Raw genomic sequence first — 25190 nt, forward strand, 5'->3', positions numbered from 1 at the left:
GCGGCCCGTCGGGCCAAATCTCGGGAGGAGAACATGTATAAAACCCTTTTCGCCGCCGTCGCGCTGACGGCCGGCCTTGCCACCACGGCTTTTGCGGAAATGACCGTGGGCGTGTCCTGGTCGAACTTCCAGGAGGAGCGCTGGAAGACCGATGAGGCCGCGATCAAGGCTGCGCTGGAAGCTGCCGGTGCGAAATATGTTTCGGCTGATGCGCAATCGTCCTCGGCCAAGCAGCTGTCCGATATCGAATCGCTGATGGCGCAGGGGGTCAACGCGCTGATCGTGCTGGCGCAGGACACCGAGGCCATCGGCCCGGCCGTTCAAGCTGCCGCCGACGAAGGCATTCCGGTCATCGCCTATGACCGCCTGATCGAGGATCCGCGCGCCTTCTATCTGACCTTCGACAACGCCGAAGTGGGCCGGATGCAGGCGCGGGCCGTTCTGGCTGCGGCGCCGAAGGGCAACTACGTGATGATCAAGGGCTCCCCGACCGACCCGAACGCCGACTTCCTGCGGGGCGGTCAGCAAGAGGTCCTGCAAGCCGCGATCGACAAGGGCGATATCAAGATCGTCGGCGAAGCCTATACCGACGGCTGGCTGCCCGCGAACGCGCAACGCAACATGGAACAGATCCTGACCGCGAACGACAACAAGGTCGATGCGGTCGTGGCCTCGAACGACGGCACCGCCGGTGGCGCCGTGGCCGCGCTCTCGGCGCAGGGTCTGGTGGTTCCGGTTTCGGGTCAGGATGGCGATCACGCCGCGCTGAACCGTGTGGCGCTGGGCACGCAGACCGTCTCGGTCTGGAAAGACGCGCGCGAGCTTGGCAAGAACGCCGCCGAAATCGCCGTGGCTCTGGCCAAGGGTGGCGACATGAAGTCGATCGATGGTGCGACGGAATGGACCTCGCCCGCGGGGACCAAGATGACCGCCAAGTTCCTGACCCCGATGCCGATCACCAAGGACAACCTTGCGACCGTCGTCGATGCCGGCTGGATCACCAAGGACGCGCTGTGTCAGGGCGTGAGTGCCGGTCCGGCGCCGTGCAACTGATCTGAGATGATCTGAACCGGGGCGGCCGCAAGGGCCGCCCCCCTTCCAAAGAGCGCCGCGGCGCCCTTTTTCGATCGGACACCCCATGAACACCCCGACCCCGCAGGACGGCGGGCAGAAGCGTACGCTTTTGCAGTCGCTCGAGTTGGACACACGGCTTCTGGGCATGATCGGCGCTTTCGTCGTGATCTGCCTTGTCTTCAACGTGATCACCGACGGGCGCTTCCTGACGCCGCGCAACATCTTCAACCTGTCGATCCAGACCGTTTCCGTGGCGATCATGGCGACGGGCATGGTCTTCGTCATCGTCACCCGGCATATTGACCTGTCGGTCGGCGCGGTGCTGGCCATCTGCTCCTCGGTGATGGGGGTGATGCAGGTGCAGCTCTTGCCGCAGCTTTTCGGCATCGGCCATCCGCTGGTGATGCCGCTGACCGTGCTGGCCGGGCTGCTGACCGGCGCGGCCATCGGCGCCCTGAACGGCTGGCTGGTGGGCTATCAGCGCATCCCGGCCTTCATCGTCACCTTGGGCGGCCTGCTCATTTGGCGCAACGTCGGCTGGTATCTGACCGATGGTCAGACGGTCGGTCCGCTTGATCAGACCTTCATGCTGTTTGGCGGCGTCGAGGGCACGGTGGGCTCGGCCCTTTCGTGGGGACTGGCGATTGTCTTCTCTGTTCTGGCTGTTTTCGGGCTTTGGCGCGCGCGTCAGGCAAAGATCCACCATGAATTTCCGGTCAAGCCGCTCTGGGCCGAAGGGGCCCTGATGGCAACGTCGGTGGCGGCGATCCTTGGTTTCGTGGCGATCCTGAACAGCTATGCGATCCCGGTCGGCCGTCTGAAACGCGAATTCGAGTCGCGCGGCGAGGTGATGCCCGAGGGCTATGTCGATTACTTCGGCCTGCCGATCTCGGTGCTGATGCTGGTCGTCATCGTCGTCGTGATGACGCTGGTGGCCCGCAAGACCCGCCTTGGTCGTTACATCTTTGCCGCCGGGGGCAACCCCGATGCGGCGGAACTCTCGGGCATCAACACCCGCATGCTGACGGTGAAGATCTTCACACTGATGGGCGTGCTCTGCGCGATCTCGGCGATGGTGGCGCAGGCGCGTCTGGCCAACCACACCAACGACATCGGTTCGCTGGATGAGTTGCGCGTCATCGCCGCGGCGGTGATCGGCGGCACGGCCTTGGCCGGTGGCATCGGCACGATTTACGGCGCGGTTCTGGGCGCGGTGATCATGCAGTCGCTGCAATCGGGCATGGCGATGGTCGGCGTCGATGCACCGTTCCAGAACATCGTCGTCGGTGGCGTGCTGGTTCTGGCCGTCTGGATCGACATCCAATACCGCAAGCGCACGGGGGAAAAGGTATGAGCCATCGCGGAACCCCTCTGGTCGAGATGCGCGACATCTCGATCGCCTTTGGCGGCATCAAGGCGGTGGATCATGTGACCATCGACCTTTATCCGGGCGAGGTCGTCGGTCTGCTGGGCCATAATGGGGCCGGCAAGTCGACCCTGATCAAGTGCCTGTCGGGCGCTTACCAAATGGACAGCGGCGCCATCTACATCAACGGCGAAAAGGCCGAGATCCGCAATCCGCGCGATGCCCGCGCCTATAACATCGAGACGATCTATCAGACGCTGGCGCTGGCCGATAACCTTGATGCGGCCTCGAACCTGTTCCTGGGCCGCGAGCTGGTGACGCCTTTCGGCTTTGTCGATGACGCGCAGATGGAGGCCGAGACCCGCAAGATCATGGGGCGGCTCAATCCGAACTTCCGCAAGTTCAAGGAGCCGGTGAAGGCGCTGTCTGGCGGTCAGCGGCAGTCGGTGGCCATCGCCCGGGCGGTCTATTTCAACGCCAAGATCCTGATCATGGACGAACCCACCGCCGCGCTGGGCCCGCATGAAACGCAGATGGTGGCGGAGCTGATCGAAGAGCTGAAGGCGCAGGGGCTGGGCATCTTCCTGATCGAGCATGACATTCACAACGTCATGCGGCTGTGCGACCGCGCTTCGGTGATGAAGAACGGCCAACTGGTCGGCACCGTCAACGTCAAGGATGTCACCGATGAAGACATCCTTGGCATGATCATTCTTGGCAAGAAGCCCGAGGGGGTGGCCTGCTGATGTATGTGGGACTTGATCTGGGCACTTCGGGGCTCAAGGGCATCCTGATCGACGACGATCAGAAAGTATTGGCCGAGGCGACAGCGCCTTTGACGGTGTCGCGCCCGCATGAGGGCTGGTCGGAACAGGCGCCTGCCGACTGGATTGGTGCCGCGGAAAAGGTGCTGGCCGAGCTTTCGGGCTTCGGCCTTGGTCAGCTGCGCGGCATCGGCCTGTCGGGGCAGATGCACGGGGCGACACTGCTCGATGCCTCCGATGACGTGCTGCGGCCCTGCATCCTTTGGAACGACACCCGCAGTCATGTCGAGGCGGCGGACCTCGATGCGAACCCGATCTTCCGGGCGCTGTCGGGCAATATCGTCTTTCCGGGCTTCACCGCGCCGAAGCTGTGCTGGGTCGCCCGGCATGAACCCGAGATCTTCGCCCGCGTGGCGAAGGTGCTGTTGCCGAAGGACTATCTGCGGCTCTGGCTGACCGGCGAGCATGTGGCGGAAATGTCCGATGCCGCTGGCACAAGCTGGCTCGATGTCGGCAAGCGCGACTGGTCCGAGGAGTTGCTGAAAGCCTCGGGGATGCGGCGCGATCAGATGCCGCGTCTGGTCGAGGGCTCCGAGGTTTCGGGCCAGATCAGAGCCGAATTGGCCGAACGGTTCGGGATGCCCGCGGGTGTCGTCGTGGCCGGGGGCGGGGGCGATAACGCTGCCTCGGGCATCGGCGTCGGTGTGGTGAAGGCTGGGCAGGCGTTTGTCTCGCTTGGCACCTCGGGCGTGCTTTTCGCCGCGAATGACGGCTATCAGCCCGATGCCGCGACGGCCGTGCACACCTTCTGCCACGCGCTGCCGGGAACCTGGCATCAGATGGGGGTGATCCTTGCCGCCACCGATGCGCTGAACTGGTTTTCGCGTATCGCGGGGGCCTCGCCCAAGGACCTGACCGCGGGTCTTGGTGCGCTTCAGGCGCCCGGAAAGACCCGATTCCTGCCCTATCTCGGTGGCGAGCGCACGCCTTTGAACGATGCCGCGATCCGGGGCGCCTTCATCGGGCTTGAGCATGCGACCGACCGCGAGGCCGCGACGCGGGCGGTTCTGGAAGGCGTGACCTTTGCCATTCGCGATTGCCGCGATGCCTTGGCCGCGACGGGAACCAAAATCGACAGCCTGCTCGCCGTCGGTGGCGGTTCGAAATCGACCTATTGGTGTCAGGCGATCGCAACCGCGCTGGACACCCCTGTTTCCCTGCCGGTGGCGGGGGATTTCGGCGGGGCCTTTGGCGCCGCGCGACTGGCCTTGATGGCCGCGACCGGGGCAGGGGCCGAAGTGGCCTCGCAACCGGTGATTTCAGCCGTGATAGAGCCTGTTTCGGCGCTGTCATCGGCATTCGACGAAGGCCATGCCCGCTACCGCGCGGCGCAGGCCGCAATCCGGGGACTGACATGACCGACTTCTTCAAGGGTATTCCGCAAATCCGCTACGAAGGCCCGAATTCGACCAACGAATTCGCCTTCCGGCACTACAACCCCACGGAAGTGGTGATGGGCAAGACGATGGCCGAGCATCTGCGCTTTGCCATCGCCTGGTGGCACAGCTTCGCTTGGCCGGGCGGCGACCCCTTCGGTGGCCAGACCTTCGAGCGTCCGTGGTTCGGCGACACGCTCGATCTGGCGAAACTGAAAACCGATGTTGCCTTCGAGATGTTCGACATCTTGGGCGCGCCGTTCTTCTGCTTCCACGACGCCGACATCCGCCCCGAGGGCAAGGATTTCGCCGAGAACACCCGCAACCTTGAAACCATCGTCGATTACATCGGCGAGAAGATGCAGGGCTCGAACACCAAACTGCTGTGGGGCACGGCGAACCTGTTCAGCCACCGTCGTTTCATGTCGGGCGCCGCCACCAACCCCGACCCCGAGGTGTTTGCCTGGTCGGCGGCGACGGTGAAGACCTGCATGGACGCCACCCACAAGTTGGGCGGGCAGAACTATGTGCTGTGGGGCGGTCGCGAAGGCTACGAGACGCTTCTGAACACCGACCTGACCCGCGAGGCGGAACAGGCCGGGCGCTTCCTGCAGATGGTCGTCGACTACAAGCACAAGATCGGCTTCAAGGGCACGATCCTGATCGAGCCGAAACCGCAGGAGCCGTCGAAGCACCAATACGACTATGATGTGGCCACCGTTTACGGTTTCCTGAAGCGTTTCGGTCTTGAGAACGAGGTGAAGCTGAACATCGAACAGGGTCACGCGATCCTGGCCGGGCACAGCTTCGAGCACGAACTGGCGCTTGCCGCGAGCCTCGGCATCCTTGGCTCGATCGACATGAACCGCAACGATTACCAGTCGGGCTGGGATACCGACCAATTCCCGGATTCGGTGCCGGAAATGGCGCGGGCCTATTACGAGGTGCTGAAAGCGGGCGGGTTCACCACCGGCGGCACCAACTTCGACGCGAAGATCCGCCGTCAGTCGATCGACCCCGAGGATCTGATCCTGGGCCATGTCGGCGCGATGGACGTTTGCGCCCGGGCGCTGAAGGCTGCCGCCGCGCTTTTGGAAGACGGCGGGCTCGAGGCGCATCGCAACGCGCGCTATGCGGGCTGGGATACGGCCGAGGCGAAAGCGATGCTCGGCTCGGATCTGGCCAGCATCGAGGCGCTTGTGCGGGCAAAGGGCATCAACCCGCAGCCGAAATCCGGGCGGCAGGAGCGGCTCGAAAATCTCTGGAACCGGTTCGTCTGAACCTTGGAAGGGCCGCTTCAGCGGCCCTTTTCAATCCAGCGTCTGGCGAAACCGGCTCAGCGCCAGAAGCGAAAAGAAGACGGCAAAGCCCGTCAGCGTCAGCAGCGGCTGCGCGATATCGGCCAGAGTCGCCCCCTTCAGCATCACCCCGCGAATGAGCCGCAGGAAATGCGTCAGCGGCAGGGTCTCGCCGATCCATTGCGCCCAGGTCGGCATGCCGCGAAACGGGAACATGAAGCCCGAGAGCAGGATCGAGGGCAGAAAGTAGAAGAAGGTCAGCTGCATCGCCTGCATCTGCGTGCGTGCGAGCGTCGAGAAGACATAGCCCAGCACCACCAGCGCCATCACGAAAACGAGCACGCCGAGCATCAACAGCCACAGGCTGCCGACGAAGGGCACGCCGAAGATCGTCTTGGCCGCCGTCAGCACCACCATGACCTGCACCGCGCCGACGACGAAAAACGGCAGCACCTTGCCCAGCATCACCTCGATCGGTGTGACGGGCATGGAAAGCAGGTTTTCCATCGTTCCGCGCTCGATTTCCCGGGTCAGCGCCATCGCGGTCATCATCACCATCGTCATCTGCAAGATCACGCCCAGCAGGCCGGGGACGATGTTGTATTGGGTGATGCCCTCGGGGTTGTAGCGGCGGTGCACGACGACATCGAGCTTTTGCGCCGCGCTGGCCTCGGCCTCGGCCTCGGTGCCGCTTTCGCGCAGCAAAGCTTGCGCGGCGACGGTGCCAAGTGTGCCGATGGCGCCCGAGGCGACGGCGGGATCGGTGGCATCGGCCTCGATCAGGATTTGCGGGTGCTCGCCGCGCATGACCTTGCGGCCGAAATCCGAGGGCACGGTGACGACGAAACTGACCTGCCCGGTGGCGATCAACCGCTCACCCTCGGCGGCAGTGACCTGCGGATGGGTGAAGCGGTAATAGCCGGTCAGTTCCAGCGCGCTGACGAGCGCCCGGGAATAGCGGTCCTGCGCCGGGGCGACCAGGGCGGCGGGCAGGCCCTTCGGGTCGTTGTTGATCGCGAACCCGAACAGCAACAGCTGCATCAAGGGCACGCCCAGCATCATCGCGAAGGTGATGCGGTCGCGGCGCATCTGCACCGCTTCCTTGCGGATGATCGTCAGAAGGCGGCGGAGAGACAGGAAGTTCGTCATGGCATGTTGTCCGTCGAAGCGCCCATGAGCTGGATGAACACGTCTTCAAGGCTGGTTTCGGCCTCGATCACGCGGGCGCCGGTGGCGATTGCGACCGCGGTTGCGGCGCGGCGGAGCGCTGGGCCGTCGCGGCCGATCACATGCAGATCCGATCCCCAATGCGCCACCTGATCGACGCCCGGTTGCCCGGTCAGCCGCTCTTGCGCCTCGGCGGTGCGGCCGCCGCGCAGGATCACGGTGACAAGACCGGCCGCCGCGATCACCTCGGCCACCGTGCCCTGCGAGATCAGCTTGCCGTAAGAGATGTAGTTGATGCGATGGCAGCGTTCGGCCTCGTCCATGTAATGGGTCGAGACGAGTACGGTGAGGCCGGTGGCGGCGCGGGCATGGATTTCGTCCCAGAATTCGCGCCGGGCCTTCGGATCGACGCCGGCGGTGGGTTCGTCGAGCATCAGCAGTTTCGGGCGGTGCATGATGCAGGCGGCCAGCGCCAGGCGTTGCTTCCAGCCGCCCGAGAGCGATCCGGCCAGTTGCGCGCGGCGGCTGGTCAGGCCGAGATCCTCCAACGTCTCGGAAACGGCATCGGCAGGCAGGCCATAGACCCCGGCGACGAAGCTCAGGTTTTCGGCGATGGTCAGGTCTTCGTAAAAGCTGAAACGCTGGGTCATGTAGCCGACCTCACGCTTGATCGCGGATTGGTTGCGCAAGATGTCGTGGCCAAGGACGCGGCCCGATCCTGCATCTGGGGTCAGCAAGCCGCACATCATCCGGATCGTCGTGGTCTTGCCCGAGCCGTTCGGCCCCAGAAAGCCGACGATCTCGCCCGGTTGCACGGTGATCGAGACCCGATCCACCACCGTTCGACTGCCGAACCGCTTCGTCAGCTCGGTCACGGCAATGGCGGGCGAGGTCATTTGCCGACCTCGGCCAGACTGACATCGACGATCTGACCGGGTTTCAGCCCGGTGTCGCCCTCCGGGCGGGCCTCGACCATGAAGACGAGCTTCTGCCGATTTTGCAGCGAATAGATCACCGGCGGCGTGAATTCCGGCCCGTCGGACACATAGGACACGGTGGCGCTCAGCCCCGGGTCGCAGCCGTCGCAATGCACCGCGAGCCGGGTTCCGGCCTGCACCTGCGCCACCTGCGCTTCGGGCACGTAAAGCCGCAGCTTCACCGCACCATCGGGAAGCATCGTCAGCACCGGCGCGGTTGGCCCCGAAATCTCGCCCGGGCGTCGCAGCAGATCCGAGATCACGCCGTCGCTCGGCGCGGTCAGCCTGCGTTTCTCCAGCACCCATTTCGCCTGGTCTAGCGCCGCATGACCGGCTCGGGCCGCCGCCTCGGCGGCGGTGATTTCGGCCTGGCGGGCAGGCAGACGGGCGACGGCCAGATTGGCCTCGATCTCGGCCACCTTCGCCTGTGCGACGGTCAGCGCGGTTTGCGCATCCTCGCGCTGGGCAGAGGTCGCCGCGCCGCGCGCTTCCAGTGCCGCAAGCCGCAGCGCTGTGCGTTCGGACTCGGTCGCCTGCGCCTTGGCCGAAGCCAACGAGGCTTCGATCACCCGGATTTCCTCGGGCCGTTTGCCTTCACGCAGGTTTTGCAGTTGGCTTTCCGCCTGCGCCAAGGCCGCCGTCGCCTGTTCGACGGCAATCCGCGCGTCGCGGTCGTCCTGCTCGGCCAGCGGCTCCCCCGCCCGCACACGTTGCCCGCGCGTGACAGAAAGGTGGGCCAGTTCCGCCGCCGAGACCGGCGCGATCAGCACATGCTCGCCCTCCACATATCCGGTTGCAAGCGGGGCGGGCGCGGCGCAGCTGCCGAGCAGTGCGGCGATCAGGGGAAGCGCGCACAGGGTCATTTCGGGAGCCTCCGTCTGGCCGCGATCAGGTCTCTGAGATTGGCTTTCAGCACCTGCACGATCTTCGCCGCTTCTCCAGGGCCGATGTCGGTCCAGCCCATGCGGCGGGTGACGATGGCGGTGCCGATGCGGAAATAGACGATCTGGCCGATGATGCTGAAAACAAATATCTTTACGGCTTCGGCATCAGGATCTTCGCCCGTCGCCAGCGCCCAGATCCGGCACAGCCTTTGATGCGAGGGGCCGATCATTGCCTTGTAAATGATGTCGATGCCCGGGCCGCCGTCGGAAATTTCGCGCAGCACGAATGCGACGAGCGGCCTCATCTCGGCCGAGCCGATCAGATGGCTGGCAAGGCGGTCGATCAGGGTCAGAAGCAGGTCTTCCGCCTCGGTCGGGCTCGTGGGTTCGTGCGCGGTCAGGCTGTTGATCAACGCCCCGATATGCGCGGCGAAAGCCTCGGCGCAGGCGATGCGCAATCCGGCCTTGCCGCCAAAATGGTAAGAGATCGACGCGATGTTGGTCTTTGCTACAGCGGCGATTTCTCGGGTTGAGGTGGAATCAAAGCCCTTGCGCCCGAAAATTTCGAGCGCCGCGGCGATCAATGCGCCGGCGGTGCTCTCAGGTCTGGGTCCCGAGTCGGTTTTGTCGCGTTCCTCGCCCATGCCTCCAGAATTCAATCAAACGTTTGAAAGGTCAAATGCGAAATTTCGTGAGGAAAACATTCGGAGCAGTGGGAAAGGACGTGCCCGGAAGGCGCGTCCCAAGAAAGACCAGGTACGTTGCTCAGTTCACCAAGAATTCAGCATGAAGCGCGCCAGCGGAATTGATGCTTTTCAGGATATCGATCATGTCGCGCGGGCTGACACCCAAGGCATTCAGCCCGGCCACAACATCGGAGAGCGAGCTTGTTTCGCCGACTTCGGCCATCTTCAGCCCTGCACCTTGCTGAATCGACGCTTCGGTCCGGGGAACGACGACGCTTTCGCCGCGGGCAAACGGGTTCGGTTGAATGGCCAGGGGTTTTTCCTGCACCCGCAGCGTCAGGTTCCCCTGGCTGACCGCGACGCGCGAAATCCGCACGTCCTCGCCCATGACGATCGTCCCGGAGCGCTGATCAACGACGACACGGGCGCGTTGCTCGGGTTCGACGGTCAGGTTTTCCAGCCGCTCCAGCACATGCGCCGCCGAGCGCATGTTGGCATTGGCGATGCTGACCGAAACGGTGCCGGAATCCTCCATCGCAGCGATACGGGCCCCGAATTCCTGGTTGATGGCTTTTTCGATCCGTGCGGCCGTGGTGAAATCGGGCGTCCGAAGCGCCAGTCGCACATCCGAGAGGCTGTCAAGCTTGAAGCCGATCTCGCGTTCGACATGCGCCCCGGAGGGGATCGTGCCCGATGTCGGAACCCCTTGCACGACCGAGGCCGCGGCGCCCTGCGCCGAGACCCCGCCCGCGATCACGGCGCCTTGTGCCACGGCGTAAATCTCGCCATCGGCCGCGTTGAGGGGGGTCATGATCAGCGTTCCGCCAAGCAGGCTCTTCGCATCGCCGATCGCGGAAACCGTGACATCGATCTTCGCCCCGGCTCGCGCGAAGGCCGGCAGAGAGGCCGTCACCATGACCGCGGCGACGTTCTTCGGGCGGAATTGCTCGCCGGTAACGTTAACGCCCAGCCGTTCCAAGATATTGGACATGATTTCTTCGGTGAAAGGCGCGTTGCGGATCCCGTCTCCGGTTCCGTTCAGACCGACGACGAGCCCATAGCCCACGAGATCGTTGCCGCGGACACCATCGAACTCGACGAGATCCTTGATCCGGATCGGTGATGCAACACACATCGTCGGAAGCAGAAGCATCAGCAGGAAGGCGGCGATTTTCATCAGAGATAATCCGTCAGGGAGAGTTTCGTCAGCCGTGAAGTCAGCGTGTAAAGCGTTTGCATCTGCGATTGCGCGGCTTCGAGCGCAGTGGCGCTTTCGTAATCATCAACGCCGATCAGGTCCTTGCGGGCGAGCCCCAGCGCGGTCTGCTGCGCCGAGTTCCGCGTCTGCGCGTCGGAGATGATGCCCTCGACCGTCCCCAATTCCGAACTCAGGTTGGTAAGTTCACTCTGGCCTGCGGTGATCCGCTCACCCGCCGCGCGGATCACCAGGGCACGGGTTTCAGTGTTGCTTGGCACCAGATCACGCGCGACCAGCGTGGCCATGGCAAACCCTTTCAACATGTTGCGGATCGTCGGGTCGGCCGCGGTGATGGTCAGTTGCGTCGTGTCGGTTTCGGACAGTCGCACCGGGGCCAAGCTGTCGGCGCTGCCGATATAGGCCTGATCGAGATACCCGTTGTCGCCCACGGCGGCGTCGAACCAGTCGTCGACGGCATTGACGATGTCCTCGGCGGCGTTCAGCCCGCCTATGGCAGCCTCGAGTCCCGAAATGATCGTATCCGTCGATGCCACGGGTTTCGTGTCGGTGGTCGTACCCGAAAAGACGTAGCGACCCGCGACGTTGACATTCAGTGCATCCACGACGGCGGAAAAACGTGCGGCGGCATTCTGGGCGCCGGAGTCGATCATGCTGTAGGATGCGGTGAAGGAGGCAGAAACGAGCGTCGACCCGATGGCCTCGGCGTGACCCTGGATCATCTCCAGCGCGTCCTGCTGGGTCCCAGCCATCAGATCTGTTTCCGTCGCAACCTGCTTGTACGCATCGCCGCGAGCGATTGAGCGGTCGATAGCGGCAAGAGCCGTGAAATCGCCTCCGACGGCGGTGCCGAGATCCTGACTGATCCCACTGATCATCTCGTCCGAAAGGCGAGAGATCGTCGACTTCAGCTGCACATTGTGACGTCGCATCAGATAGGTTTGCGACATGTCGCCGACAGAGATGTATTTCATGTCAGATATCCAGAAGTTCCTGCAGCATCGCATCGATGGTCTGAATGACCTTCGCATTGGCGGCATAGGCCTTCTCGACGACGAGAAGGGTCTGCATTTCGTGGTCCGTGTCGACGCCATCAGCGAGCGACATCTCCTTCAGCGTTTCCTGACGCGCGGTGGCATATCCCTGCGTGAGTTCGGAAGATTGCCGACCGGATGATGCGTAAGACAGGAGATCTGAGGCAAGACCGGAGGAGGTGCGCAACGCCGGTCCGTAGTCGCCCGAGGCCGGGGCCGCCTCCTTGGTCAGCGCTGCCGAAAGCGCATTCAGGATGGTGCCGTTGCCGATCGCGCCCTGCGATCCGGCCATGAGACCGTCCCTCAGATGCCAGACTTCGCCGCCTTGTTCCGGGTCGACGATCGCGTTCAGCTTCAGACGGCCTGCCAGACCGATTTCTGCGGCGGGATCAAGCGCGCTTCCGTCTGCCGCGAATTCGAAGGCAGCTCCCCGATCGGTAAACAAGCCGGCGTCGGTCGAACTCAGGGTCGTATCGACCGAGGGATCCTGGAGCCTGCTCACGAGATCCATCGCAAAGGCATCAAGCTGGCTCTGCGCTTCTGGGGCGAGTTCGTCGCGCACTGCGAAAGCGGCGCCCAGCGTCCCGCCGCCCAGCGGGCCATCATCTGCAGTGGAGACGGCAACCCCATTGATCGAGATTCCCTTCAACTCTCCCGTGGCCAGACTGTAGCCCGCCTGCATCACCCCCGCGCCTTCAAACTCAAGATGGGCGGCGGTGCCATCAAGCAAGATCGCCCCGCCGGAGGTGAAAAGCGAGATCTGGTTGTTGTCGCGCTGAACGACCCGGATCGGAACGATTTCGGAAATCTGGTTCACCAGCGATTGACGCTCATCCATCAGCCCGGCGGCATCATTGCCGATGGAAATCTGCGTCGTGATCGTCCGGTTCATTTCCTCAAGTTGCGACAGCGTCTCGTTCAGGGTCCGGACCTGCTTGGTGATCGATTTGTCTGCCGTCAGGCGCGCCGCCTGAAGGTCATCGGAAATGCTGTTGAGCTTGTTGGCGACCGCCGACGCGGACCTGACGGTTGCCGCCAGACGCGCGGTACTGTCGGGCATGCTGCCAGCGGTCAGCAAGGCATTTTCGAAATCCGACATCGTGGCAGAGAGCGACCCGGCTGTTTCCGGGTCGCCGATCTGCGATTCGAGGCGGCTATAGAAATCGGTCTTGGCCGTCGTATTGGCGGAGGCCGCATCGGCGAGCATCAGATCTTGCGCCACCACCTGGTTCACGATGCGATTGACGCCGACTATGCGCACGCCGCCGCCCGTTCCCCCCAGAGTTTGCGAAGAGATCGACAGTTCCCGGCGGGCATAGCCCTCGGTCATCGCATTGGCGATGTTGGAAGAGACGACCTCGGCCATCCGGGATGATGCCGTCAGGCCCGATAGGGCAAAGTTGAAGGCACTTGCGATGCTCATGGGTCATCTCCTCCTTGGGCGTCCATCAGGCTCAGCGCTTGATGTTCGTCGTCTCCTGCAGCATTTCGTCGACGGTCTGGATCACCTTGGCGTTCGACGAATAGGCGCGTTGGGTCTGGATCAGGTTCGTCAGTTCCTGCGCGACGTCGACGGCCGAGCCTTCACGGGCATAGCCCTTGACCGCCCCGGTCGGGCCATCGCCGGCATCCCACAGATAGAACGAGCCCGACGTGGACGAGACCTGGAAGGTCTGGTTGTCGAGCGCATTCAGGCCGTTGATGTTTGCAACATCGACCAACGGCACCTGATAGACGGTGCGGATGAAGCCGGTGTCATAGGTCGCCTTGATGTAGCCGTTTTCGTCGATTTCGACCGAGGTCAGGTTGCCGACCGGAGAGCCGTCCTTGCTGATCGAGGTCGGTGCGAAATCGGTGGCCAGCTGGGTCAGCCCGTTGGTATCGCCCTGCTTCCCGATGGTGATGGTGATATCCTGCAGCCCGTCGGCCAGGGCAAAGCCCGCGGCATCGGTGAAGGCGAGCGTGCCTTCGGTCGAGTCCCAGGTCGGCCCCGCCACAGTGGTGACATTGCTCAGCGTCCCGCCGTTCGACCCCGTGTTGTCGAATTCGAGCGTATATTCCCCGACGATCCCGGCGCCGAGGCCCGTGGGGTTGCCCGTCGTGCCCGAGTCGATCACCTGCATCGTCCAGGTGTTGGTATTCGGGTCACCGTCATTCGCAGGACGCAAGGGGGTGAAGCTGACCGTCAGCGTGTTCGAATTCCCGAGGTTGCCGAAATACTCGATGGTGGAGGTCAGGGTCTCGCCGCCCGCGTCAAAGGCGGTTTCGTCGGCGGGCAGGTTGATCCCCCAGTTCATCACCATCGTCGGATCGCCCGCGGTCTGGTTGGCGTTGATCACCACAGGCTCCAGGCCGGTCACCGTATCGCGCGCGTTGACGGGGATCGTGCCATCGGCCAGCGCCGGCCAGCCGAGCAGAACAAGGCCGGAATCGGTGCGCAGCACCCCATCCTTGTCGGTGTGGAAGGAGCCGGTCGGGGTCATGGTCAGCGGCTGATTCCCAAGCCCGTTCGCGAGCGACGACGTCGTTGCCACCGGCAGGAAGCCCCGGCCGGAGATCGCAATGTCCATCGCGTTCGAGGTCGAAACCAGCGACCCGCGTTCGTCGATCAGTCGTCCCGATGACGCCCGAACGCCGCCCGCCGAATAGGTTCCTGCGCTGCGCGCCTGCGTCAGGACCATGCTTTCGAAATCCGCCGTCGCCCGCTTGTAGCCGTATGTGCCCGAGTTGGCGATGTTGTCGGAAATCGTTGCCAAGCGCGTTGCGTTGGCCGAAAGGCCCGCCACACCCGCGTTGAGCGAAGAAGAAATGGACATATGAGCGCCTTTCTGCTGCTGCGTCCTCGATCGAAGCCCACAGTGCCGCAGTCGCCGTTAAGATCGGCCTAACGCTTAAAATACGTCCGATTTCTTCTTCGTTCGGTTCAGCGTCCGTTGCGCAGCAAGATCAGCTCAAGCCTGTTGTTGCGCACCGACATCGGCGTATCGACGGCGTGCTTGCGGTCGGCAAAGCCCGAGATTCGCTCGACCCGTGCCGGATCTAAACCGGCCTTTTCCATCAGTTCGCGCATCTTCTGAGCCCGCGCCGAGGACAGGTCCCAGACCGGATTCGCGCGCAGCATCGACGGGTAGGAGCGCGTGTGTCCATTGATCGCGATGTCATTCTTGGCGAGCCCGAACACGCGGTTCAACATGCCGGCAATCTCGCCCAGAATCGGCTCCGGATCGGCGGTTTCGGGCGTGAAGAGCGGCTCGTCTTCAAGATCGAAGAATTCGACGATCAGCCCTTCATCCGTCACCTTCGTGACGATGTGGCGGGCCATCTGCTCGCTGACCATCGATTCGCCCGAGGTGGCGGAAAGCGCCTTTTCGATTTCCTTCGCCATCCGGTCAAACTCGGCCTGATCGGGCTTTTGCTGCTCCTTGACGGTGCCGCTGTCGCCCCGCGCCTGCCGTTCCTCGGTCGGCGCCTGTCCCGATGCCCCGGTTCCGTTCTGCGCGACCTGATCCTCGGAAAACACGGAATCGCCGCCAAAGGCGCCTTCGCCGCCGCCGGAGATCCGGTTGATCGGAATCGTCGGGTTGAAGTAATCCGCGATCCCCTTGCGTTGCTTTTCTGTTGTCGCGTTCAGCAGCCACATCAGCAGAAAGAAGGCCATCATGGCAGTGACGAAGTCGGCATAGGCAACTTTCCACGCCCCACCGTGGTGCCCGCCGCCCCCGACAACCTTCTTGCGCTTGATGATGACTGGTGCGACACCATCGTGTGCGCCCATTCCCACCACCTCTATTTCACCCGCGACAAGAGATAGCAGTCGCCACTTAAAGCGGACTTAACGGCTAAAATCGCAAGCAATCATGAGGGGTTCCGGGTCAGCTGCCGGGGGCGAACCCGCCGAAGCCGCCGCCGAAGAAGCATAAAGGCCCGCCCTCGCGCTGCAGATCGAAGCGGGTGACGCGGCCGATGATGATGGTGTGATCGCCGCCTTCGTGCAGGGCCTCGGTCACGCAGTCGAATCTGGCCAATGCCTCGGGCAGCACCGGCACGCCCTCGCCGTTGCGGGCGAGCGTCAGCCCCTCGAACCCCGGTCCCGAGCGCGAGAATCGCGAGGTCAGATCGCGTTGCCCCTCGGCCAGAATGTGAATGGCGAAGGCGGGCGCCGAGGTGAAATGGCGATGCCGCATCGAGCTGCGCGCCGCCGACCAGAGCACCAGCGGCGGATCGAGCGAGACCGAGGCAAAGGAATTGACGACGATGGCGATCGGGCTGCCATCATCGACATCGCAGGCGGTGACCAGCGCCACCCCGGTCGCAAAGCGGCCAAGCGCATCGCGCAAAAGCCGCGGGTCTGCCGGATCGGGCAGGTGGCCTTTGGCCAGATCTTCGGCCGTGCGGATCGCAGCGTCGATCCTGTCGCTCTCGCTCATGATCTTCCCCTTTCGTCCCGGCCCGAACAGGCCTCAGAAATCGAGGTTTTCCACGCTCAGCGCGTTTTGCTGGATGAATTCGCGCCGCGGTTCCACCACATCGCCCATCAACTTCGAGAAGATGTCTTCGGCCTCGGCCACATCATCGACGCGCACCTGCAACAGCGTCCGCGCCGCCGGATCGAGCGTGGTCTCCCACAGTTGCTCCGGGTTCATCTCGCCCAGACCCTTGTAGCGTTGCAGCGTCAGGCCTTTTTCGCCCTCCTGCAGGATCGCCGCCAGCAGATCGAGCGGCCCGTAGATAAATTGCTCGCGGTCCTTGCGGACCAGCCGGGCCGGGGCGCGGTAGCTTTCCTGCAGGCTCGTGGTGAATTGCGACAGCCGCCGTGCCTCGCCCGAGCGCAGCACCGGGCCATCAAGCGTGCGCACCTCTTCGACGCCCCGCAGGATGCGCGACATCCGCAGGCCGTGGTCCTGCGTCGGCCGTCCCATCCAGCCGCGTTCATATTCAAGCGCGATCAGGTCGAGCCGTGCCGAAAGTTCGTCGGCCACGCCCTGCGCATCGGCGTCGATCCGCCCGGGCAGCAGCGCCCCGGCGATCGCCGCCTGTTCCAGGATGCGCTGCGGGTAATGCGTCGGGAAGGCTTGCAGGATGCGGCGGATCTGCCGGGCTTCCTCGACGAGACGGGTCAGGTCGGCGCCGATGATGTCGGTGCCGTCGCCCAGCCGCAGGATCGCCCCTTCAACCCCTTGATGAACAAGGTAATCTTCCAGCGCGGCCTGATCCTTGAGGTAGACCTCGGACTTGCCACGGGCGACTTTGTAGAGCGGCGGCTGCGCGATATACAGATAGCCGTGCTCGATCAGCTCCGGCATCTGCCGGAAGAAGAAGGTCAACAGCAGCGTGCGGATGTGCGCGCCATCGACGTCGGCATCGGTCATGATGACGATCTTGTGGTAGCGCAGCTTCGCGATGTTGAACTCGTCGCGCCCGATCCCGGTGCCCAGCGCCGTGATCAGCGTGCCGATCTGATCCGAGGACAGCATCCGGTCGAACCGCGCCCGTTCCACGTTCAGGATCTTGCCCCGCAGCGGCAGCACGGCCTGATTTTTCCGCTCGCGCCCCTGCTTGGCCGAGCCACCGGCCGAGTCCCCTTCGACGAGGAAAACCTCACTCAGCGCCGGGTCTTTCTCCTGACAATCGGCGAGCTTGCCGGGCAGGCTTGCCACATCCATCGCGGTCTTGCGCCGGGTCAGTTCGCGGGCCTTGCGGGCAGCTTCGCGCGCCAACGCGGCTTCGATGATCTTGCCGACGATGCCCTTGGCTTCGCTCGGGTGCTCCTCGAACCACTCGGACAGCTTTTCGTTCACCAGATTCTCGACCGCCGGACGGACTTCCGAGGACACCAGCTTGTCCTTGGTCTGGCTGGAAAATTTCGGATCAGGCACTTTCACCGACAAAACGCAGGTCAGGCCTTCGCGGGCATCATCGCCGGTGAAATCGACCTTTTCCTTTTTCGCGATGCCGCTGTCTTGCGCGTATTTCGTGATCGTGCGGGTCAGCGCGCCGCGGAAGCCCGCAAGGTGGGTGCCGCCGTCGCGCTGCGGGATGTTGTTGGTGAAGGGCAGCACGGTCTCGTGGTAGCTGTCATTCCACCACATGGCCACTTCGACGCCGATGCCGCGGACCTCGCCGACCATGTAGATCGGCTCGGGCATCACCGCGGTTTTCGACCGGTCGAGGTATTTGACGAATTCGCGCACGCCACCGTCGTAATGCAGCTCGCTGCGCAGCGGTTCTGCGGGGCGCTCGTCTTCCAGAATGATCCGCACGCCCGAGTTCAGGAAGGCCAGTTCCCGCAGCCGGGTTTCGAGCGTCTTGAAGACGTAATCGAGGTTCGAAAACGTTCCCTCGGGATCGTTGGTCTTCGACGAGGCCATGAACCGGACCTCGGTGCCCTTTTCGCCGGGGGCATCGCCGATTTCATGGACATGGACCACGCAATCGCCCCGCTCGAAGCGGGCGAAATAGACCTTGTCGTTCCGCCAGACCTTGAGTTCCAGCCAGTCCGAGAGCGCGTTCACCACGGACACGCCGACGCCGTGCAGACCGCCCGAGACCTTGTAGGCGTTGCCGCCCTCGTCGGTGTTGTTGAATTTGCCGCCCGCGTGCAGCTGGGTCATGATGACCTCGGCCGCCGAGACGCCCTCTTCGGGGTGGATGTCGACCGGGATGCCGCGGCCGTTGTCGCGCACGGACACCGAGCTGTCGGCGTGGATCTTGACCGCGACATAGTTTGCGTGGCCCGCGAGGGCCTCGTCGATGCCGTTGTCGACGACTTCATAGACCATGTGATGCAGGCCCGAGCCGTCGTCGGTGTCGCCGATATACATGCCGGGGCGTTTGCGCACCGCTTCGAGGCCTTTCAGGACCTTGATCGACTCCGCGCCATATTCGGCTTTGTTCTTCGGGGTTTCGGTCATCCGCGCCTATCCTGCTGATCGTTGCGGACTTATAGAGTTTCGGGCAGGCAATGTCACGCCTTGGCCACAATATTCAGCGGTTTTGGGCCGGGCTTTCCACCAATTCCGAGGTTCCCGCGACCTCGGTCACTTGCCAATACCGCCCCCGGTCTCCCAAGCTGTCGAAAAGCTCGGGCCCGGTGCCGGTCATCAGCACCTGGGCGGGCAGGGCGCAGATTTCATCATAAAGGGCCGCCCGCCGCCCGGCATCCAGATGCGCCGCCACTTCATCCAGCAAAAGCACCGTGTTCTCGCCCGCCAAGGCCCGCGCATTGGCCAGAAGCAGCGAAATCAAGAGCGCCTTCTGCTCGCCGGTCGAACATTGATCGGCCGGGATCGCCTTTTCCGCATAAAGGGCGGTCAGATCGACCCGATGCGGGCCTTCCAGCGTCCGCCCCGCCGCCATGTCGCGGCGCCGCCCCTCGGCAAGTGCGGCGGCCAGATCCTCCGGCCCCTCGGCCGTCAGACCCAGATCCGCCGCCGGAAAGGCCGTCGCCGCCCCGGCCTGCGCCGCGGCGAGTTGCGCCAAGGCCTGGCGCCGATGCGCGGTCATCAAGGCCCCGGCCTCGGCCATCCGCGCCTCCAGCGCCCCATACCAGGCCGCATCACGGACCTCGTCCTTCAAAAGCCGGTTGCGCTCCCGCATCGCCTTTTCATAGGCAAGCACGGCTTCCGCATGGGTCGGAAAGAACGACAGCGTCATGCGGTCCAGAAACCGCCGGCGCCCCTCGGCCGCCTCGATCCACAGCCGGTCCATCGCGGGCACCAGCCACAGAACGCGCAAAAGCCGCCCCAAGGCGACCTGCGCCGCGGCCTTGCCATCGATCAGCACCTCGCGCGAGGAGCCGGGCAGGGCCGATGTCTCGATTTCATAGTCCGAAAGTGTCGCGCGGATTTTCCAGCCGACCTGCTCCTGCCGCCGGATCAATTCCTCGGCCGAGGCGCGGCGCAGCCCCCGCCCGGGCGACAGCAACGAGACCGCCTCCAGCACCGAGGTCTTGCCCGCCCCGTTCGGCCCGTAAAGCGCCACCGGCCTTGTATCGACCGACAGAACCGCACGCCGATGCGAGCGGAACTGAAACAAGGTCAGATCCCGCAGCATCGCGGCCCTGCTTCTTCTTGGTCCAAATACGCCCTTGCCGCCCGCGTCACACGCGCATCGGCATCACGACATAGACCGCCGAGGTGTCATTGCCCTCGCGCATCAGCGTCGGATCGCCCGAGGAATTGAACAGGAACACCGCGTTTTCCCGATCCACCTGCGAGGCGATCTCGAGCAGGTATTTCGCGTTGAACCCGATCTCCAGCCGCTCGTCGCCGTAGGCCACTGCCAGCTCTTCCTCGGCCGCGCCCGCATCGGGGGCATTGACCGACAGCACCAGCCGGTCTTCGTCGAGGCTCAGTTTCACCGCGCGCGAACGTTCCGAAGACACGGTGGCCACACGGTCCACGGCCTTGGCGAATTCCGCCGCATCGACTTCCAGACGACGGGTGTTCCCCATCGGAATGACGCGGGTGTAATCGGGGAACGTCCCGTCGATCACCTTCGAGGTGAGCGTGATTTCCGGCGTCGCAAAGCGCACCTTGGTTTCCGAGACCGAGACTGCAATCTGCGCCTCGTCATCATCGAGCAGCTTGCGCAGCTCGTTCACCGTCTTGCGCGGCACGATCACGCCCGGCATGCCGTTCGCCCCTTCGGGCAGGGCGGCGTCGATCCGCGCCAGCCGGTGCCCGTCGGTCGCGACGCAGCGCAGCGCAGGGCCATCTTCGCCCGTCGCCACATGCATGTAGACGCCGTTCAGATAATACCGCGTCTCCTCGGTCGAGATCGCGAATTTCGACTTGTCGAAAAGCCGCTTCAGCACGCCCGCCTTGGCGGCGAAATTCGCAGTATATTCCGACGAGGCCATCACCGGGAAATCCTCGCGCGGCAGCGTCGCAAGGTTGAAGCTCGAACGCCCGGCCATGACGGACAGCCGCCCCGCCGCCGCATCATCCGAGAGCTGCACCAGCGACCCGTCGGGCAGCTTGCGCACGATCTCATGCAGCATCACCGCCGAAACCGTCGTCGCGCCTGCGCGCTCGACATGGGCGGGTGCCTTGTCCACCACCTCGATATCAAGGTCGGTGGCGCGGAAGGACACGGTCGAACCTTCGGCCTCGATCAACACGTTCGCCAGGATCGGAATGGTGTTGCGCCGCTCGACAACCGACTGGGCCTGAGACACCGCCTTGAGAAGGGCGGCGCGTTCGATGCTGATCTTCATATCCATTCCTCACCGGTTCCCGGGGGCGGCAAGGTAACATGCCGCCGCGCCGGAACAAGATTTTTCCGGACATTCCGCCGCTTTGCGCGGGGCGTCAAGGGTTCAGGATTCCATCAGCCGCTTCAGAAGCCCGATATCCTCGGCCAGTTGCCGATCGGTCGCCATCAGCTCGTCGATCTTGCGGATGCCGTGCATGATCGTGGTGTGATCGCGGCCACCAAAGCGGCGCCCGATCTCGGGCAGCGAGCGGGTGGTCAGATGCTTGGCGAGATACATCGCCACCTGCCGCGGACGGGCGATGGTGCGCAAACGCTTCGGCCCGATCATGTCCGACAGGCGGACGTTGTAATGCTCGGCCACCTTGCGCTGGATCTCCTCGATCGTCACGCGCCGGTCCGAGGCGCGCAGGATATCGGCCAGACATTCCTGGGCCAGATCAAGGGTGATTTCCCGACCGACGAGCGAGGCAAAGGCGAACAGCCGCGTCAGCGCGCCTTCGAGCACGCGGACGTTGGTGGTGATCCGGTGCGCGAGGAATTCCAGCACGCCCGAGGCCACGATGACCCCCGGGTTGCGGGCAGCATAGGCCTCGGTCTTGGTTTGCAGGATGCCCAGACGCAGTTCGTAATCGGTCGGATGCAGATCGACGACGAGCCCGCATTGCAGGCGGCTCTTGATCCGTTCCTCGAGATCCTTGATCTCGCCCGGCGCGCGGTCGGCGGAAATCACGATCTGCTTGCCCTGATCGACCAGCGCGTTGAAGGTATGGAAGAATTCTTCCTGCGTGCTGTCCTTGCCGGCGATGAACTGCACGTCATCGACCATCAGCACGTCGACCGAGCGGAACAGCTCCTTGAAATCCATGATCTGCCGATCGCGCAGCGCCTGCACGAAGCGGTACATGAACTGCTCGGCCGAGAGATACAGCACGCGCAGCTCGCCATGCTGGGTTTGCAGCTCATGCGCGATCGCATGCATCAGGTGCGTCTTGCCGAGACCGACGCCACCATACAGGAAGAGCGGGTTGAAGCTGACCGGACCGCCTTCGGCCACGCGCCGCGCGGCGGCATGGGCAAGCTCGTTCGGCTTGCCGACGACGAAGCTGTCGAAGGTGAAACGGGCGTCGAGCGGCGCCCCGGGAAGCTCCTGCTCCTCGATCGCGCGCAGGGGGCGACGCGGGGCGACGGGGGCCTTTTCCACGACGGGGCGGGCTTCGACCGGCGGCGGTGCGAGAGGGCGGCCTTCCGGCACGCGGATCGCAACGCGCTCGGCGGCAACGCCGGAATTGCGCAGCTCGCGCAGAATCGGTTCACCGTAATTGCGCGACACCCAGTCGCACATGAATTTCGTGGGCGCTTCGAAAGAGACGATGCCGTCCGACAGGTCGATCAGCTGAAGGGGTGCAATCCAGGTGTTGAAGTTGGTCCGGCCGACCGTCCTTTGTAACTCATTGCACACCTGCCCCCAGAGTTCGTTCGTCATGTCTTTTTCCATCGCTTTTCATACCGACACTCGTCACCGACACACTCCCCTCCTTGCGGAGGGCGGGAATGAAGACATGCCGAACCACCCGGCGAACCCGGTGGCGGCATCACCTGCCAAACCGGAGCATCTGCTCCCATTTGAAACGGATCACATCCTCGGCGTCGAAGCTTGCGGCTTCTTATGGTGCGGCAGCAACTTGGCCCCGCTTCGACCTTTCGGATGCGTCTTGTCCCCCAAGACGACGTGAATCGCCTGATGACGCTAGCAAGCGGGCGAGGGCTTCTGCAACCGAACTTCGCGCTTGACGCCCACTTTCCCCAAATCGAATCTGCGACCCCCTTGCAGGGCCGCAACACTATTATCAAGGCATTGAAATTAAAGAAATAAAACGGCGCCCCAAAGATGGGGCGCCGTTTGCGAAGATTAACTTCCGAGATCGGAAAATCAGTTGTTCAGAGCCTTCACGCGCGACGAGAGACGCGACATCTTGCGGGCCACGGTGTTCTTGTGCAGCACGCCTTTGGTGATGCCGCGCGCCAGTTCCGGCTGAGCTGCCTCAAGAGCGGCCTTGGCAACGCCAGCGTCGCCCGAGGCGATCGCTTCTTCGACCTTGCGCAGGAAGGTGCGGATGCGCGAACGGCGAGCTTTGTTGATGTCGTTGCGACGCTCGTTCTGACGAGCGCGTTTCTTGGACTGGGGCGTGTTGGCCATGTTTCCCTATTCCCGGGCTGAAGCGAATATGTATAGCGCAAAGCCCGGTTGTCCCAGCGAACCGGATGATTCTAGCCTGAGCGGGCTCCACGCGCATGTGACGGTGGCTGTTAGGGCAAAAGCCGCAGAAAGGGAAGTCCTTTTCGCCCTTATTTGTCGGTGAACTTCGCCGGGCGTTTCTCGGTGAAGGCGGCCATGCCTTCCTTCTGATCCTCGGTGGCGAAAAGCGCATGGAACACCCGACGTTCATAGAGCACGCCTTCGCGCAGGGTGGTCTCATAGGCGCGGTTGACGCAATCCTTGGCCACCATCGTCGCGATCGCCGATTTCGCGGCGATCTTGCGCGCGGTGGTCAAAGCCTCGGGCACAAGGTCGGCCAAGGGCAGCACGCGGCTGACGAGACCCGACCGTTCCGCCTCGGCCGCATCCATGAAGCGGCCGGTCAGATGCATTTCCATCGACTTCGACTTGCCGACGAAACGGGTCAGCCTTTGCGTGCCGCCGATGCCCGCGACGACGCCCAGATTGATTTCGGGCTGGCCGAATTTCGCATTTTCCGCACAGAGGATGAAGTCGCACATCATCGCCAGTTCGCAGCCGCCGCCCAAAGCATAGCCCGCCACCGCCGCGATGATCGGTTTGCGCGTGCGCAGGATCGCGTCGCCCTCTGTGCCGAAGAAATCCTGCAAGAACATGTCGGTGAAGCTCTTGTCGGCCATTTCCTTGATGTCGGCGCCCGCGGCAAAGGCCTTGTCCGAGCCGGTCAGCACGAAGCAGCGCACGGCCGGATCGGCATCGAGAGTCTTCAGCGCCTCGGCCAATTCGCCCAGCAGTTGGGAATTCAGCGCATTCAGCGCCTCGGGCCGATTGAGGCGGATCAGCGCTACGCCATCTTCGATTTCCACGATCAGGGTCTGATAAGACATGGGGTTCCCTTTGCTGGTGATGAGCCAGAGGTAACAGTCAGAGGGCGAAACTCAACCGGGCGCGGCGGGATTGCCGCTGCGTCACTTCTGGCAGGCGGGGCAGAAATAGCTGGAGCGGCCCGATTGCACGATGCGCTTGATCGGCGTGCCGCAGCCGGGGCAGGGCTCGTCCTCGCGGTCATAGACGCGGAAGCTGTGCTGGAAATATCCAAGCTCCCCATCCGCCTGCCGATGATCGCGCAAGGACGATCCGCCCGCCTCGATCGCCTCGGTCAGAACCTCGCGGATCAGCGGCACCAGCGTCGCCAGCCGCGCCGCCGAAATCCGGTTCGCCGCTCGACGCGGATCGATGCCGGCGCGAAAGAGCACTTCCGACACATAGATATTGCCAAGCCCGGCCACGACATGCTGATCCAGCAACACGGTCTTGATCGGGCTTTTGCGGGTCTTCAGCGCGTCGACCAGATAGGCTTCGTTGAAGTCATTGCCGAAAGGCTCGGGCCCGATCCCGGCCAGCAGCCAATGCGCCGCCTCGCGATCGGTGCGGACCAGATCCATCGCCCCGAACCGCCGCGCATCGTTGAAGGTGACGCGGGCGCCCCCCTCCATATGCAGCACCACATGGTCGTGCTTTTGCGCCGCCGGATGATCGAGATGAAAATCGCCCAGCATCACGCCCGAGACCAGCATCCGCCCCGACATGCCCAGATGAATGAGCAGGCTTTCCCCGGTCGAAAGGTCGGCCAGGATGTATTTCGAGCGCCGCCGCAGCCGCTCCACCCGCGCCCCGGTCAGCCGGTCGGCCATGGCCTCGGGCAGTGGCCAGCGCAGGTCGGGGCGGTTCACCTCGGCCCGGTCGATCACCCGCCCCTCCATCGCGGGGGCAAGCCCCCGTCGGACCGTCTCGACCTCGGGCAGTTCGGGCATTTTCGCTCCTGTCGCATTGTCA

At 63.7% G+C, this 25190-nt stretch carries 22 protein-coding genes; 5 read left to right on the top strand and 17 right to left on the bottom strand.

Features of this window, described 5'->3' with window-relative positions:
- The first annotated feature begins 33 nt into the window (after positions 1–33).
- From xylF to xylA, 5 genes are all read left to right on the top strand, one after another.
- Positions 34–1053 (top strand): D-xylose ABC transporter substrate-binding protein, encoded by a 1020-nt coding sequence (xylF, locus tag C8J30_RS04450; protein WP_110804517.1) that lies wholly within the window; start codon positions 34–36, stop codon positions 1051–1053.
- 85 nt (positions 1054–1138) lie between these two features.
- A complete protein-coding gene (locus C8J30_RS04455) occupies positions 1139–2428 on the top strand; it encodes a sugar ABC transporter permease (RefSeq protein ID WP_110804518.1) in 1290 nt (429 codons plus the stop codon).
- Positions 2425–3186, top strand: a complete 762-nt coding sequence (locus tag C8J30_RS04460; protein ID WP_110804519.1) for an ATP-binding cassette domain-containing protein — start codon at positions 2425–2427, stop codon at positions 3184–3186. The genes C8J30_RS04455 and C8J30_RS04460 overlap by 4 nt, the downstream gene beginning before the upstream one ends.
- On the top strand, positions 3186–4622 hold the full coding sequence (xylB, locus tag C8J30_RS04465; RefSeq protein WP_110804520.1) for a xylulokinase: 1437 nt from the start codon (positions 3186–3188) through the stop codon (positions 4620–4622). Before C8J30_RS04460 ends, xylB begins: the two co-directional genes overlap by 1 nt.
- Entirely contained in the window at positions 4619–5920 is a 1302-nt protein-coding gene (gene xylA, locus C8J30_RS04470) for a xylose isomerase (protein WP_110804521.1), read from the top strand. The genes xylB and xylA overlap by 4 nt, the downstream gene beginning before the upstream one ends.
- 30 nt (positions 5921–5950) lie before the next feature.
- Here xylA and C8J30_RS04475 read toward each other — a convergent pair whose 3' ends face one another.
- The 17 genes from C8J30_RS04475 to mutM all read right to left on the bottom strand — a co-directional run bounded on the left by C8J30_RS04475 (position 5951) and on the right by mutM (position 25168).
- On the bottom strand, positions 5951–7087 hold the full coding sequence (locus C8J30_RS04475; protein WP_110804522.1) for an ABC transporter permease: 1137 nt from the start codon (positions 7085–7087) through the stop codon (positions 5951–5953).
- On the bottom strand, positions 7084–8001 hold the full coding sequence (locus C8J30_RS04480) for an ABC transporter ATP-binding protein (protein ID WP_110804523.1): 918 nt from the start codon (positions 7999–8001) through the stop codon (positions 7084–7086). The genes C8J30_RS04475 and C8J30_RS04480 overlap by 4 nt, the downstream gene beginning before the upstream one ends.
- Positions 7998–8945, bottom strand: a complete 948-nt coding sequence (locus C8J30_RS04485) for an HlyD family secretion protein (RefSeq protein WP_110804524.1) — start codon at positions 8943–8945, stop codon at positions 7998–8000. The genes C8J30_RS04480 and C8J30_RS04485 overlap by 4 nt, the downstream gene beginning before the upstream one ends.
- The gene (locus C8J30_RS04490) at positions 8942–9610 is read right to left on the bottom strand and encodes a CerR family C-terminal domain-containing protein (protein WP_110804525.1); all 669 of its coding nucleotides are present in this window, start codon (positions 9608–9610) and stop codon (positions 8942–8944) included. Before C8J30_RS04490 ends, C8J30_RS04485 begins: the two co-directional genes overlap by 4 nt.
- Positions 9611–9731: 121 nt before the next feature.
- Positions 9732–10829: a flagellar basal body P-ring protein FlgI gene (locus C8J30_RS04495; protein ID WP_181420771.1), complete on the bottom strand. Its 1098-nt coding sequence runs from the start codon at positions 10827–10829 to the stop codon at positions 9732–9734.
- A complete protein-coding gene (locus C8J30_RS04500; protein WP_181420772.1) occupies positions 10829–11842 on the bottom strand; it encodes a flagellin in 1014 nt (337 codons plus the stop codon). The genes C8J30_RS04495 and C8J30_RS04500 overlap by 1 nt, the downstream gene beginning before the upstream one ends.
- Before the next feature lies 1 nt (position 11843).
- The gene (gene flgK, locus C8J30_RS04505) at positions 11844–13325 is read right to left on the bottom strand and encodes a flagellar hook-associated protein FlgK (RefSeq protein WP_110804528.1); all 1482 of its coding nucleotides are present in this window, start codon (positions 13323–13325) and stop codon (positions 11844–11846) included.
- A gap of 31 nt (positions 13326–13356) precedes the next feature.
- Entirely contained in the window at positions 13357–14718 is a 1362-nt protein-coding gene (locus C8J30_RS04510) for a flagellar hook protein FlgE (RefSeq protein WP_110804529.1), read from the bottom strand.
- Between the two features lie 107 nt (positions 14719–14825).
- Positions 14826–15677, bottom strand: a complete 852-nt coding sequence (locus C8J30_RS04515; protein WP_110804530.1) for a flagellar motor protein MotB — start codon at positions 15675–15677, stop codon at positions 14826–14828.
- A gap of 97 nt (positions 15678–15774) precedes the next feature.
- On the bottom strand, positions 15775–16329 hold the full coding sequence (locus C8J30_RS04520; RefSeq protein WP_110804531.1) for a flavin reductase family protein: 555 nt from the start codon (positions 16327–16329) through the stop codon (positions 15775–15777).
- Between the two features lie 33 nt (positions 16330–16362).
- Positions 16363–18813 carry a DNA topoisomerase (ATP-hydrolyzing) subunit B gene (gene gyrB, locus C8J30_RS04525; protein ID WP_110804532.1) on the bottom strand — a complete coding sequence of 817 codons (2451 nt, stop codon included), beginning with the start codon at positions 18811–18813 and terminating at the stop codon, positions 16363–16365.
- Positions 18814–18886: 73 nt separating this feature from the next.
- The gene (gene recF / locus C8J30_RS04530; protein WP_110804533.1) at positions 18887–19954 is read right to left on the bottom strand and encodes a DNA replication/repair protein RecF; all 1068 of its coding nucleotides are present in this window, start codon (positions 19952–19954) and stop codon (positions 18887–18889) included.
- A gap of 46 nt (positions 19955–20000) precedes the next feature.
- Entirely contained in the window at positions 20001–21119 is a 1119-nt protein-coding gene (gene dnaN / locus C8J30_RS04535) for a DNA polymerase III subunit beta (RefSeq protein WP_110804714.1), read from the bottom strand.
- 102 nt (positions 21120–21221) lie between these two features.
- Positions 21222–22601: a chromosomal replication initiator protein DnaA gene (dnaA, locus tag C8J30_RS04540; RefSeq protein ID WP_110804715.1), complete on the bottom strand. Its 1380-nt coding sequence runs from the start codon at positions 22599–22601 to the stop codon at positions 21222–21224.
- A 447-nt stretch (positions 22602–23048) separates the two neighbouring features.
- On the bottom strand, positions 23049–23315 hold the full coding sequence (gene rpsT / locus C8J30_RS04550; RefSeq protein ID WP_110804535.1) for a 30S ribosomal protein S20: 267 nt from the start codon (positions 23313–23315) through the stop codon (positions 23049–23051).
- 149 nt (positions 23316–23464) lie between these two features.
- Positions 23465–24241: an enoyl-CoA hydratase gene (locus tag C8J30_RS04555; RefSeq protein WP_110804536.1), complete on the bottom strand. Its 777-nt coding sequence runs from the start codon at positions 24239–24241 to the stop codon at positions 23465–23467.
- A gap of 81 nt (positions 24242–24322) precedes the next feature.
- Positions 24323–25168, bottom strand: coding sequence for a bifunctional DNA-formamidopyrimidine glycosylase/DNA-(apurinic or apyrimidinic site) lyase (mutM, locus tag C8J30_RS04560; RefSeq protein ID WP_110804537.1), 846 nt, complete (start codon positions 25166–25168; stop codon positions 24323–24325).
- Positions 25169–25190: the final 22 nt, after the last annotated feature.

The sequence above is a fragment of the Rhodobacter viridis genome (assembly GCF_003217355.1).
Taxonomy (GTDB): domain Bacteria; phylum Pseudomonadota; class Alphaproteobacteria; order Rhodobacterales; family Rhodobacteraceae; genus Rhodobacter; species Rhodobacter viridis.